This window comes from Haemophilus sp. C1, assembly GCF_001276515.1.
In the GTDB taxonomy this organism is placed as follows: domain Bacteria; phylum Pseudomonadota; class Gammaproteobacteria; order Enterobacterales; family Pasteurellaceae; genus Haemophilus.
The window spans coordinates 21,922-34,541 of sequence record NZ_LDVZ01000014.1 but is presented as its reverse complement, the minus strand read 5'-3'; the positions used below and the strand labels follow the sequence as shown (position 1 = coordinate 34,541).

The 12,620-nt window shown below is 37.7% G+C and carries 13 protein-coding genes; 3 read left to right on the top strand and 10 right to left on the bottom strand.

Translation table 11 applies throughout. The features are described 5' to 3' along the window. Nucleotides 1-5: 5 nt before the first annotated feature. From ABW51_RS06500 to ABW51_RS06490, 3 genes are all read left to right on the top strand, one after another. Nucleotides 6-1,133 carry an N-acetylneuraminate epimerase gene (locus ABW51_RS06500; RefSeq protein ID WP_053466063.1) on the top strand — a complete coding sequence of 376 codons (1,128 nt, stop codon included), beginning with the start codon at nt 6-8 and terminating at the stop codon, nt 1,131-1,133. A gap of 140 nt (nt 1,134-1,273) precedes the next feature. Beyond that, nucleotides 1,274-2,737 carry an N-acetylglucosamine-specific PTS transporter subunit IIBC gene (gene nagE, locus ABW51_RS06495; RefSeq protein ID WP_053466062.1) on the top strand — a complete coding sequence of 488 codons (1,464 nt, stop codon included), beginning with the start codon at nt 1,274-1,276 and terminating at the stop codon, nt 2,735-2,737. A 63-nt stretch (nt 2,738-2,800) separates the two neighbouring features. Further along, complete coding sequence (locus ABW51_RS06490) at nt 2,801-3,235, top strand: methyltransferase family protein (RefSeq protein WP_053466061.1); 435 nt, start codon at nt 2,801-2,803, stop codon at nt 3,233-3,235. Between the two features lie 42 nt (nt 3,236-3,277). On the opposite strand, the gene hflC is transcribed toward ABW51_RS06490, so the two are convergent. The 10 genes from hflC to fabD form a co-directional block, all read right to left on the bottom strand. Continuing rightward, the gene (gene hflC / locus ABW51_RS06485) at nt 3,278-4,165 is read right to left on the bottom strand and encodes a protease modulator HflC (RefSeq protein WP_053466060.1); all 888 of its coding nucleotides are present in this window, start codon (nt 4,163-4,165) and stop codon (nt 3,278-3,280) included. Beyond that, nucleotides 4,165-5,400: an FtsH protease activity modulator HflK gene (hflK, locus tag ABW51_RS06480; RefSeq protein WP_053466059.1), complete on the bottom strand. Its 1,236-nt coding sequence runs from the start codon at nt 5,398-5,400 to the stop codon at nt 4,165-4,167. Before hflK ends, hflC begins: the two co-directional genes overlap by 1 nt. Before the next feature lie 752 nt (nt 5,401-6,152). Further along, complete coding sequence (locus ABW51_RS10055) at nt 6,153-6,329, bottom strand: hypothetical protein (protein WP_156262551.1); 177 nt, start codon at nt 6,327-6,329, stop codon at nt 6,153-6,155. Nucleotides 6,330-6,671: 342 nt separating this feature from the next. After that, the gene (locus tag ABW51_RS06470) at nt 6,672-6,884 is read right to left on the bottom strand and encodes a hypothetical protein (RefSeq protein ID WP_053466057.1); all 213 of its coding nucleotides are present in this window, start codon (nt 6,882-6,884) and stop codon (nt 6,672-6,674) included. 228 nt (nt 6,885-7,112) lie between these two features. Continuing rightward, entirely contained in the window at nt 7,113-7,520 is a 408-nt protein-coding gene (locus ABW51_RS06460) for a hypothetical protein (protein WP_053466055.1), read from the bottom strand. Between the two features lie 87 nt (nt 7,521-7,607). Beyond that, complete coding sequence (locus ABW51_RS06455; protein WP_053466054.1) at nt 7,608-8,315, bottom strand: 4'-phosphopantetheinyl transferase family protein; 708 nt, start codon at nt 8,313-8,315, stop codon at nt 7,608-7,610. A 60-nt stretch (nt 8,316-8,375) separates the two neighbouring features. Further along, the gene (locus ABW51_RS06450) at nt 8,376-9,707 is read right to left on the bottom strand and encodes an anaerobic C4-dicarboxylate transporter (RefSeq protein ID WP_053466053.1); all 1,332 of its coding nucleotides are present in this window, start codon (nt 9,705-9,707) and stop codon (nt 8,376-8,378) included. A gap of 204 nt (nt 9,708-9,911) precedes the next feature. Further along, complete coding sequence (gene acpP, locus ABW51_RS06445) at nt 9,912-10,142, bottom strand: acyl carrier protein (RefSeq protein WP_005627318.1); 231 nt, start codon at nt 10,140-10,142, stop codon at nt 9,912-9,914. A 272-nt stretch (nt 10,143-10,414) separates the two neighbouring features. Beyond that, nucleotides 10,415-11,143 carry a 3-oxoacyl-ACP reductase FabG gene (fabG, locus tag ABW51_RS06440; protein ID WP_005627320.1) on the bottom strand — a complete coding sequence of 243 codons (729 nt, stop codon included), beginning with the start codon at nt 11,141-11,143 and terminating at the stop codon, nt 10,415-10,417. A 12-nt stretch (nt 11,144-11,155) separates the two neighbouring features. Then, complete coding sequence (gene fabD, locus ABW51_RS06435) at nt 11,156-12,094, bottom strand: ACP S-malonyltransferase (RefSeq protein WP_053466052.1); 939 nt, start codon at nt 12,092-12,094, stop codon at nt 11,156-11,158. Nucleotides 12,095-12,620: the final 526 nt, after the last annotated feature.

Below are 12,620 nucleotides of genomic sequence, written 5' to 3'. Positions count from 1 at the left end.
TTATTATGAAATTGACAAAAACAGCATTATGCGCCGCACTTTTTGCAACTGTTGCATTTTCAGCTAGCGCACAAGCCTATCCAGATTTACCAGTAGGTATCAAAAGCGGAACGGGCGCACTCATCGGAGATACCGTATATGTAGGCTTAGGTTCTGGTGGCGATAAATTCTATTCTTTAGACTTAAAAGATCCTGCCGCACAATGGAAAGAAATTGCAGCATTCCCTGGTGGTGAACGTAATCAACCTGTTGCTGCAGCCGTAGATGGAAAACTTTATGTATTCGGTGGTTTGCAAAAAAATGAAAAAGGCGAACTCCAACTTGTTAATGATGCTTACAGCTACAACCCAGCTGATAATACTTGGGTGAAACTTCCTACTCGCTCTCCGCGTGGTTTAGTGGGATCAAGCAGCGCATCTCACGGTGATAAAGTTTATATTTTAGGTGGTTCTAACCTCTCTATATTTAATGGTTTCTTCCAAGACACCGTGGCAGCAGGTGAAGATAAAGCGAAAAAAGATGAAATCGCAGCAGCTTATTTCGATCAACGTCCAGAAGATTATTTCTTCACAACAGAATTATTAAGCTATGAACCATCAACCAATAAATGGCGCAATGAAGGTCGTATTCCATTCTCGGGACGTGCAGGTGCAGCATTCACCATCCAAGGTAATGACTTAGTGGTGGTCAATGGTGAAGTTAAACCAGGTCTTCGTACCGCAGAAACTCATCAAGGCAAATTCACTGCTAAAGGTGTGCAATGGAAAAACTTACCTGACTTACCTGCGCCAAAAGGTAAATCACAAGATGGTTTAGCCGGTGCACTCGCAGGCTATAGCCATGGCCATTATTTAGTCACGGGTGGAGCAAACTTCCCTGGTTCAATTAAACAATTCAAAGAAGGCAAACTTCATGCGCATAAAGGTTTAACCAAAACATGGCATAACGAAGTTTATACTTTAAATAACGGTAAATGGAGTATCGTTGGTGAATTACCAATGAATATTGGCTATGGTTTCTCTGTGTCTTACAACAATAAAGTATTGCTCATCGGTGGTGAAACTGACGGTGGTAAAGCGTTAACCAGCGTCAAAGCCATTAGCTACGATGGTAAAAAATTGACCGTTGAATAATTTGGCATAGAATAATGTATAAGACTTGTGACAATTAATATAGGGCTTGTGGGCATTTCAAAAAGCTATTTTTGACACATCCACAAGCCCTTTCTCCAAGTCTTGTAATTTCAGCAAAATCTAAAAATTAAGGAGATTGTATGAGCGTACTTAGTTATGCACAAAAAATCGGTCAAGCCTTAATGGTACCTGTGGCAGCCTTACCTGCTGCGGCATTATTAATGGGTATTGGCTATTGGATTGACCCAGATGGTTGGGGTGCAAACAGTCAATTAGCGGCATTATTAATTAAATCTGGTGCAGCAATTATTGACAATATGGGCTTACTCTTCGCTGTGGGTGTTGCTTTTGGCCTAGCAAAAGACAAACACGGTTCCGCCGCACTTTCAGGCCTTGTTGGTTTCTACGTAGTAACCACCCTGCTTTCCCCTGCAGGTGTAGCACAATTACAACACATTGATATTAGTGAAGTGCCAGCAGCATTCAAAAAAATCAATAACCAATTTATCGGGATTTTAATTGGTGTGATTTCAGCTGAACTTTACAACCGTTTCTATCAAGTTGAATTACCAAAAGCACTTTCGTTCTTTAGCGGAAAACGACTCGTCCCAATTTTGGTTTCTTTTGTGATGATCGCCGTATCATTTGCCTTACTCTATATTTGGCCTCATATTTTTAACGCGCTCGTTTCATTTGGTGAATCCATCAAAGATTTAGGTGCAGTAGGTGCGGGCATCTACGGTTTCTTCAACCGCTTATTAATTCCTGTTGGCTTACACCATGCCTTAAACTCTGTATTCTGGTTTGATGTAGCGGGTATCAACGATATTCCAAACTTCTTGGGCGGCGCTAAATCCATTGCTGAAGGCACTGCAACTGTGGGTGTAACTGGTATGTATCAAGCTGGTTTCTTCCCTGTGATGATGTTTGGTTTACCGGGTGCTGCTCTTGCGATTTATCACTGCGCAAAACCAAATCAAAAAGTACAAGTGGCCTCAATTATGCTTGCGGGTGCATTAGCTTCTTTCTTTACAGGGATCACCGAACCGCTTGAATTCTCATTCATGTTCGTTGCGCCTGTACTTTATGTATTGCATGCATTATTAACAGGTATCTCTGTATTCATTGCAGCCACAATGCACTGGATTGCAGGATTCGGCTTTAGTGCTGGTTTAGTCGATATGGTTCTTTCTAGCCGTAACCCACTTGCTGTTAGCTGGTATATGTTGCTTGTACAAGGTATTGTATTCTTTGCCATCTATTATTTTGTGTTCCGTTTTGCAATTAATGCCTTTAATCTCAAAACGCTGGGACGTGAAGATAAAGCAGATACAGCTGCAGCCCCAACACAAAGCAACCAATCTCGCGAAGAAAGAGCGGTAAAATTTATCGCTGCTTTAGGTGGTTCAGAAAACTTCAAAACTGTGGATGCTTGCATCACTCGTTTACGCTTAACTTTAGTTGACCATCACAATATTAATGAAGATCAACTTAAAGCGCTTGGTTCAAAAGGTAATGTAAAATTAGGCAATGATGGATTACAAGTCATTTTAGGTCCTGAAGCTGAACTTGTGGCAGAAGCGATTAAAGCAAAATTAAAATAAATTTTGACCGCACTTTACATGCCGTCTATCACTAGGCGGCATTTTTATTAATGAGATTTAGCGATGTTGTTTATTCCACCACCACTACTCTGTTTATTAATTGGCACAGCAATGTATTTTTTGCCAAAAGTTGCTAGTTATTCTGTCCATTTTGCAGTTATTGCCTTTGTCATTACTCTTTCATTTTTGATTGCTGGGGGCAGTGTGCTTCAATTTTTTATACGCAAAACGACCATCAATCCTCATGATTTTAAACACACAACACAACTAGTTTCTACAGGCATATTTCGATTTAGCCGTAATCCAATGTATTTAAGTTTGCTACTAATATTAATTGCATGGGCACTTTGGTTGGGTAATAGTTTGGCTTGGTTAGGCGTAATTGTCTTTATACTAGTTATGAATCGCTTTCAAATAGCCCGAGAAGAAGCCTATTTGGAAAGTAAATTTGGCAATGAATATCGTCGTTACAAACAAAAAGTAAGACGCTGGCTATAAAAAAACACCTTCACAAGGAAGGTGTTTTTATCAATTTTAAATCTATTTCTTCGGTGCCTGCATAAAGCGGAAGAAATCACTATCTGGTTTTAAAATCATCATATTGTCAGAATTTGCAAAACTCGCTTCATAGGCTTTTAAGCTACGTACAAAAGTAAAGAATTGAGGCTCTTGTGCAAAAGCATCTGAATATAATTTTGCAGCCGCAGCATCGCCTGAACCTCGTAATTCTTGTGCAGTTTTATTTGCATTAGCAAGAATCAAGGTCACTTTACGATCTACATCAGCTTGAATAAATGCAGCTTTTTCTTTACCTTGAGAACGGTGTTCACGCGCGACTGCGTCACGTTCTGCACGCATACGTTGATAAATTGAAGAAGATACTTCGTCCGGTAAATTGATTTGTTTTACACGCACATCAATTACTTCAATACCCAATTCTGCCGTACTATCTTGCCCTGAATTTAAAGCTTTTTTTGCCCCTTCCATTAATTCACCACGCGTACCAGAAACGATATCTTTAATGGTTCTTGTACCAATTTCAGAACGCAAACGGTCATTTACTTTACGGCTTAACAAGCTTGAAGCTTGAGTATAATCGCCACCACCAGTAGATGTGTAGAATCGACCAAAATCACTAATTTTCCATTTCACATAAGAATCTACTAGCAAGTCTTTTTTCTCAACAGTAACAAAACGTGTTGCCGATCCATCTAAGGTGCGAATACGCGCATCTAAAGCTTTAATACTATCAATCAAAGGCACTTTAAAATGCAAGCCAGGTTCATATACAACCACTTTGTTATCTGCATCACGTTGTACTTTGTTGAATCGCAACATAATACCGCGAGTACCTTCCGTCACGACTACGACACTGGAATACACCACTGCCGCAATGACAAAAATAGCTGGTAATAAAAATTTACGCATTAGTTAAATCTCCCTTGGCGAATCGGCTCAACAGTGCTTGGTAGTTGGCTTGAAGAATGATTAATACGCTCTGGCTGTGATAAAACAGGCGCAGATTCTACCGCTCTTTCTGTTACGGCTGGCGCTTTAGCTGATAGTTTTTTACCCATGATTTGTTCTAACGGTAACACAGTTAAATTGTTACCATTATTGCCATCAAGCATCACTTTTGGCGTATTTGCCATGACTTTTTCCATGGTTTGAATATATAAACGCTCACGCAGTAAATCTGGTGCAGCTTTAAATTCAGGCAACAAACGCTGTAAACGTTCCACTTCGCCTCGTGCATCTAACACGATACGATCTTTATAAGCTGTCGCTTCTTCAATAATACGTTGTGCATCACCACGCGCAATCGGCTCTTTCTCTCGGGCATAGGCTTCCGCTTCACGAATGAAACGCTGTTCATCTTCCTGCGCTTTAATCGCATCATCAAACGCATCTTTTACTTCTTCAGGTGGGCGCGCAGATTGGAAGTTCACATCAATCACCTCAAGTCCCATATCATAGGATTTGATAATATCATTTAACGCTTTCCACGTATCTTCACGAACAACCGCACGACCTGTTGTTAAAATATCATTCATTGACATATGGCCGATCACGTAACGCAATGCGCTGTCAGTCGCTTGACCTAAACTATCATCCGCATTCGTCACGCTAAAACGATATTTTGCAGGATCTTGCACACGATATTGCACGGTCATTTCTACACGAACCATATTTTCATCTTTAGTCAGCATTGAACCTTGCGTACGAAGCTCTTTAACTTGCTCTACATTCACTGGCAATACTTTATCTACAAATGTTGGTTTCCAGTTTAAACCTGGTTGAACAATAGAATGCAATTCACCAAAACGAAGCACCACACCACGCTCAGCCTCTTTAATGGTGTAAAAACCACTTACGCCCCAAATAATCGTACCAATCGCCACAGCAAGCGGCACCACTTTTCCAAAATTAAATGGCGTACTGTTTTGAGAACTACCATTGTTTTGACCGCTCTTTTTATTTCCACCACCTAATTTTCTGAGAAGATTATTAAAAATCTCCTCAATATCTGGCGGAGACTGTTCTTGATTCCCACGATTTTGATTGTTATTCCATCCATTATTATTGGGTGAATTTCCCGGCTGTTGGTCGTTGCTTTGCCCTGGTTTACTCCAAGGATCGCGATCTGAACCGTTCTGTGACATTTCATTCTCCATTTGTCAAAAAATTGTTAAGAGTTTAGCTAAATAAATGGGGCGCGTCTATGAAAATGCAAGAGGGGATAACCATTAATTTCGCCGCACTTTCAAGTTATGCCCCTTAGGAGCGGAGATTTTTTGCCGTTAGTGTTAGATAACTTTTACTATTTGCTATCGTAGCAGTTACTGCCTTAACAGATTTTTAAATTAAGATTGCCTTTAATAGCAATACGCACATTTTCAGAAAAAGCGATGTTAATTCTCATCGCAGCTTAGGTGTCTTGCTCTCTCGTGATATTTCCGTAGAAAATCGGATATGCTTACGCTAGATTGGATGTAAAATTATAAGGTTTGATTAACACAAGCATCGTTTAAAATACAAAAGTGCGGTCAATTTTTGAGAAGTTTTAAAACTCTTTGAAAATTGACCGCACTTTGTACTTCAGTATTTTAAATTGTAGTCTATTTAAATATCAAACAGACTACAAATTTCTAATAACTTAACATCAGAAATTAAACACTTTCTATACTATCCACCTCTTAGTTTTTTAGATATAAGAATTGATAATACTATTAATGGCGATAATCTGGAAAAACCATATAAGTTAAATGACAATACGTCAAGAATATCTTTCATAGAGATATTTCCAAAACTCACAATAAATTTAAATAATATAATAAGAGAAGAAATACCAGCAAAACAAAATATAAACACGAACAAAGAATAACCAGTAAAATAAACTAAAAAACTCATTAATCTACTTAGCATATAAACGCTCTCTGGAAAAATTTCTAATATCTTGCTCATTGCTTTCTAAAAATTTATTTAATGACTCACCTGTAAACGAGTCAGCTGCAACCCCCACGATGACGCTCGTCTCCTGACGCGTGCCAAAAACATCAATTTCGTTTAATGATGATTTTACTATTTTCATTAACAACTTCATTTTGTTTATTTTTAGTTAGATATAAGCACTCGTCAGGAGACGCGCACTATCTAGGGTTTTACAGATAAAATTTTTATTCACTCACCCAATCACCCTATTGCTAATAATCTTTATGTCGAATATATGTAATAAAGAAAATAATTGAAAACATAAGAAAAAAGAACCCTGAATCCTTTATGTTAAAGTTTTTGAAAAATGACAATAAATTAATTTGATAAAGTACAATTCCATTATCAAAGTTATAAAACACCCTCCCCATAACAAATGACACAAATAAACAAAACAAGGCAGACCCAAAAGAAAATAATGTAATATAAAAAATTTTCTTCATTACTTATTCCCCTTCTGAATTTTCCCGTAATAATATTGTGAAGCTCTATTAATAGATTCACCTATAACACTACCAGAAACATCAGGCACAATATTTCTTCTATATACATCAACATAAGGAACTTTATCATTTAAAGGCTGAGAGTTATATTTAGCCCACGTGCGATCCAGGTTAATCTTCTTATCTAACCGTACTTTAATGGCTTTCCCCATACCGTAACCAATAGCAGAACCAATACCGCTAGAGATTGCACCATTGAATACAGATTGATCGGTGACATAAGAATTAATTGCCCCTTCTGCTGTATTTCCCCTACAGTAAGAATAGCTCCTTTCCCTTTTAATAAGTAAGCCGTAGTTAAATCTATTCCTAGCATTTTATATCAACAGTGCAAATTGCTTATAGTTAAAATCTTTAGTTATTCTGGATTATATTATATTTCACAATACTTGTTTAGGACTTATTTCTCCATCTACTATCTCTTTGCAAAAATGATCATCATATGAATACTTTAATAATGTATTTTTATTCACATATAATACTTTTATTGAATTACCATCTTTACAAAAAGTTAAATTATCCATTTTCAGATAACCATGCTTAATAATAAAACTCTCATATTTATCTTTTTCTCCAGATAAAGCTATATTAATTTCATAAAATCTAAAATTATCTATGTTCAATATATCCCTAGATAAATTTTCTTTATATAAAAAATTTAGTAATCTTTCTCCAGCTTGTGACCTATATGTAACTAACTTCCCCTTATCACTACATGAATAAATAGATGTTATTGTAAAAAATAAAATAAGAAATATCACGACAGCTATACTTTTTACTCTCCCCATCTTTTCATACCCTCTCCGCCTAAAGAATATCCCCACCTAATCCAAAACCTATCGTTTGGTGAGGTTTTAAATATAATAATAGTCCCTCTAGTTCACACGATAAAAGCTGAATTCTTGTAGTATTTTAAGTTGCAATTGTTCTCCACTCCATTCATAAAAGTGCGGTAATTTTTCTTGATGATTGACAAAAGCGGCTAAATAAACAGGGAGTTCATCAGTAAACCACAACTGCCCCTGCGGACAATAATCTGAAAAAATTTTTTGTTGTTCAGGTAAATGACGAACATTGGATAATTTTACGATTCCAAATCCTTGAGATTTCAATACGGCTTCTCGCAAACACCAACAACGATAAAAAGCCTTCAAAGAATCCTGCTGATGATGAAACCAATCAATTTCTTCTTTTGGTGCAATATGTTCCATCAACGCTGTAAAATTTCTTATTTTAGGAAATTCAATATCAATTCCCACCGCACTTTTTTCTTCATTTCTAATATCTAATATTACCGCCACCCAATCACCAGAATGGCTAATATTAAAATCTATTCGCTCATCAAGAAAATAAGGTCTGCCACTTTCGGTACGATGAATTTGAGATAAAAGTGCGGTGGATTTTCCTGATATTTTTAGAAGTTGGAAAAGTAATAAGTGAGCAAGCCGACGGCACTGATGACGCTGAAAAACACGCGAGCTATCCGTTTCAATTTGATATAGATTTTCTGGAATCAGTGCATCGGGTAAGGATTCCAAAGAAAAAGGTTGATTTATATTGCCGTAGGCGATGTAGGTTGTCATAAAAATAAAAGCACCATTCAAAGGTGCTTTTATATTAAAAGGATTTAGTTTATGTGTAAATTAGCGAATCACTAATTCCGCCACAGAAACACCGACCAAGCAAGCAACAACAACCCCAATTAAACCTGGCACCATGAAACTGTGGTTAAAATAATATTTACCAATTTTCGTTGTACCTGTTACGTCAAAGTTTACAGTGGCAATGTCTGACGGATAATTTGGGATGAAGAAATATGCATAAGTTGCAGGCATTAAACCAACCAAGATTGGTGCGGGAATACCTAAACCAATACCAACAGGTAATAACATGACTGCGGTCGCAGCTTGGCTGTTAATTACGACAGAAACTGCAAATAATGCTAACGCGAATGTCCAAGGATAAGTTTGAACCATATCAGTAATCGCGGCTTTAAATTCTGGCATTGCATATTGGAAGTAAGTATCGCTCATCCAAGCAATACCATAAATCGCAATCGCTGCCACCATACCAGACTTAAATACCACGCCATTTGGCACGATTTGAGGATTTGTTTTCGTTGCGAGTAAAATCACACCACCAAAGCAAAGCATCATCATTTGGATGATTAGCGACATGGAAATTGCTTTTCCGCTACCGATAGTACGAATTTCAGGAATCATCGCAATCGCAACAATCACCACCAATGCTAATAAGAACAAATACACTGATTTTTTAGCACCTTGTGGAAGGGTTTCATTCAATGTTGTGCTTGTGGTATTTAAAATACGTTCGCTCCATACAGGATCTTGTAAACGACGTTGATATTCAGGATCTTGTTCCAACTCTTTACCACGACGCATACTGTATAAGGAAAGCGCAATCGTACCCGCTAAGGTTGCAGGAACTGTCACACAAATAATATCTAACAAACTAATATGCTCAAAACCTGGCATAGCAGTAATTTTACCTAGATAGAAGACAACTGCAGCAGAAAGTGGGCTAGATGTGATGGCTAATTGAGATGCCACTGAAGACGCCGCCATTGGACGTTCTGGACGGATTTTGTTTTTCAATGCAACATCACCAATGATTGGCATAATTGTGTAAACAGAGTGGCCAGTACCAAGCATAAACGTTAATAAATACACGACCAATGGGCCTAGTAAAGTGACACGCTTTGGATTTTTACGAAGAATGCGTTCAGCAATTTGTAACATAAATTTCAAACCGCCAGCTGCTTCAAGTATGGATGCACAAGTTACCACTGCAAGGATGATGAGCATTACATCAATTGGTGCTTTCCCTACTGGCATACGGAATACGAAAACTTCGATAGCAAGACCGATACCAGAAACGACACCTAATCCAATACCGCCGTAACGGCTTCCCATATAAAGCATTAATAATAAGAATAAAAATTCTAAATAAAGCATAAGTACCTCAAAAATAAAAAAACTGTAAAAATAATACCCTTTTTGAGGAATAAAACTAGATATTTTTTAAATTTTAGAGCAAGAATTGAATTAAAAGGTAATTCAGATCAATTTTACAATGCAGGAATAAGAGAAAAGTGCGGCGATTTGAGAAAGAAATTTTTGAAAAAAATTAGGCGACTTAAAAAGTCGCCCAACTTGAAATTATTGATTGTTTTGCACGTAGTCAATCGCAGATTGAACAGTTGTGATTTTTTCAGCTTCTTCATCTGGAATTTCGATATCGAATTCTTCTTCTAAAGCCATTACTAATTCAACTGTGTCTAAAGAGTCCGCACCTAAATCTTCAACGAAAGAAGCTTCAGACTTAACATCTTCTTCTTTAACACCTAATTGTTCAACGATGATTTTTTTCACGCGTTCTTCAATACTCATTTGTTTTTCCTATTTTGTTGGTTTTAACTCATAAAAGAGCGGTTAGTGTATGTATTTTTTATCAACTTGCAACTATTTTATAGGCTGGTCGCACCACAAAATGGGCAATCTGAATACACACATTAAAAATAGTTACGTACCTTTGCATACGCTCAAGGCGTAACCAAGCTACACTGCGAATGGGATTCTAACATTATCTAAAATCTTTGGCTATGATTTTGTGTTTAGAACTCCACTCAAGTCCAAATAAAGAGAAATGCTGATTTTCAGCATTAGCTCATATATAAACCACCATTTACATGCAACGTTGTGCCTGTAATGTAAGCCGCATCATCAGAAGCCAAGAAAGCCACGGCTTTAGCGATATCTTTGGCTTCACCTAAACGACCAGCTGGAACATTAGATAAAATACCCGCCTTTTGTTCATCAGTAAGCACTTCTGTCATATCCGTTGCAATAAAACCAGGTGCAACCACATTTACAGTAATACCACGTGCAGCCACTTCTTTCGCTAAAGATTTAGAAAAACCAATCACACCTGCTTTTGCCGCACAATAGTTGGCTTGTCCTGGATTACCCATTGAACCCACCACAGAACCAATATTGATGATACGACCAAAACGTTTTTTCATCATTGAACGTAACATGGCTTTAGAAAGATGATACACCGAAGTTAAGTTAGTTTGCATAATATCAAACCACTCATCATCTTTCATACGCATCAATAAGTTATCGCGAGTAATACCTGCGTTATTCACGAGTATATCAATATCGCCAAAATCATTTTTAATTTGCTCAAGTAAAGTTTCGATAGATTCTTTATCTGTGACGTTTAAAACTAAACCTTTACCTTTATCTCCTAAATATGCAGAAATTGCCTCTGCACCTTTTTCAGATGTTGCAGTACCAATTACAAACGCACCTTTTGAGCTAAGTTCTTCTGCAATCGCACGGCCAATACCACGAGTAGCCCCTGTCACTAAAGCAATTTTACCTTGCATGTTTTCTTCCTTTTACGCTAAAAATTCTTCTACGGCATTGAATGAGGCAACATCATTTACAGATATTGCTTGTAAATCACCCACAATGCGTTTGGTTAAACCATTTAATACTTTACCAGGTCCCACTTCAACAAGTGCTTGAACGCCATCTTGCGCCATTTTTTCAACTGTTTCAGTCCAACGAACTGGGCTATATAACTGACGAACAAGTGCGGTACGAATTTCTGCACCTTCAGTTTCCGCTTTCACATCAACGTTATTTAATACCGATGTTGTTGGTGTATTAATTTGAATATTCTCAAGTGTTACCGCTAATTGCTCGGCTGCTGGTTTCATCAATGCACAATGAGAAGGTACGCTAACGGCTAATGGCAATGCACGTTTTGCGCCTGCTTCTTTACATAATGCAGCCGCACGCTCAACTGCAGCTTTCGCGCCAGCGATAACTACTTGGCCTGGTGAGTTAAAGTTCACAGCAGATACGACTTCGCCTTCCTCTGCTTGTTTACAAGCATTAATAATCGCTTCATTATCCAAACCAATAATTGCATACATTGCGCCAGTGCCTTCAGGCACGGCTTGTTGCATTAATTTCCCACGCAATTCCACTAATTTAATCGCATCTTGGAAATCCAACACGCCAGCACAAACCAAGGCAGAATACTCACCTAAGCTATGGCCTGCCATTACTTCTGGTTTTAATTGAGGAAATTTTTCTTGCCATACGCGATAAATAGCGACTGAAGCAGCCAAAAGTGCGGGCTGAGTTTGCCAAGTTTTATTGAGTTCTTCAGCAGGGCCTTGTTGAACAAGATGCCATAAATCATAACCAAGCGCATCAGATGCTTGTTTAAATGTTTCAGTAACGATTGGATATTCAGTTGCAAGATCAGCAAGCATACCGACAGTTTGGGAGCCTTGGCCTGGGAAGACCATTGCGAATTTTTTCATTATGTTTTGTCCTATTGTTTTTTAATTAAGAATTCTTCTTCGATAATTAAAATCGGGTTTCGCCGATGGCGACTTACTTTTTCTTTGCCTCGCCAAAGAAAAAGTAAGCAAAAAGAAAAGCGACCCTGCTTTTCCTTATTTCCTTTGTTCCATTGAATTTGCTTAACGGAAATTTTCTGAACTCGCTACGCTCAAACAGACGAAAATTTCCTACAAATTCAATTCCACAAAGGTGGAAAAGAAGGGAACCCAATTTGTTCTTTCTCCGATTTAAAGTGCGGTCAAAACTCAAAATATTTTTTGTTCTTAAAATGAATTTAAAATTAACCGCACTTTTTAAATAATGCTCCGATAAATTCGGGCCCCATATAAATCTCCTTTGCGACTTTCAATTTTTAGGCAATTTGCGTCTGTTTGAGCGTAGCGAGTTCAGCAAATTGTCGTTAAGAAAATTGAAACAAAGCAAAGAACAGCGATTTAACTGGGGCGTGTTTTCTTTGCCTACTTTCTTTTACACGAGTAAAAG

Bases quoted from the DNA above. Each gene is read 5' to 3' on its own strand.
- ABW51_RS06500 (WP_053466063.1), top strand. From the start codon at position 6: ATGAAATTGACAAAAACAGCATTATGCGCCGCACTTTTTGCAACTGTT.
- nagE (WP_053466062.1), top strand. From the start codon at position 1,274: ATGAGCGTACTTAGTTATGCACAAAAAATCGGTCAAGCCTTAATGGTA.
- ABW51_RS06490 (WP_053466061.1), top strand. From the start codon at position 2,801: ATGTTGTTTATTCCACCACCACTACTCTGTTTATTAATTGGCACAGCA.
- hflC (WP_053466060.1), bottom strand. From the start codon at position 4,165: ATGCGTAAATTTTTATTACCAGCTATTTTTGTCATTGCGGCAGTGGTG.
- hflK (WP_053466059.1), bottom strand. From the start codon at position 5,400: ATGTCACAGAACGGTTCAGATCGCGATCCTTGGAGTAAACCAGGGCAA.
- ABW51_RS10055 (WP_156262551.1), bottom strand. From the start codon at position 6,329: ATGAAAATAGTAAAATCATCATTAAACGAAATTGATGTTTTTGGCACG.
- ABW51_RS06470 (WP_053466057.1), bottom strand. From the start codon at position 6,884: ATGGGGAAAGCCATTAAAGTACGGTTAGATAAGAAGATTAACCTGGAT.
- ABW51_RS06460 (WP_053466055.1), bottom strand. From the start codon at position 7,520: ATGGGGAGAGTAAAAAGTATAGCTGTCGTGATATTTCTTATTTTATTT.
- ABW51_RS06455 (WP_053466054.1), bottom strand. From the start codon at position 8,315: ATGACAACCTACATCGCCTACGGCAATATAAATCAACCTTTTTCTTTG.
- ABW51_RS06450 (WP_053466053.1), bottom strand. From the start codon at position 9,707: ATGCTTTATTTAGAATTTTTATTCTTATTATTAATGCTTTATATGGGA.
- acpP (WP_005627318.1), bottom strand. From the start codon at position 10,142: ATGAGTATTGAAGAACGCGTGAAAAAAATCATCGTTGAACAATTAGGT.
- fabG (WP_005627320.1), bottom strand. From the start codon at position 11,143: ATGCAAGGTAAAATTGCTTTAGTGACAGGGGCTACTCGTGGTATTGGC.
- fabD (WP_053466052.1), bottom strand. From the start codon at position 12,094: ATGAAAAAATTCGCAATGGTCTTCCCAGGCCAAGGCTCCCAAACTGTC.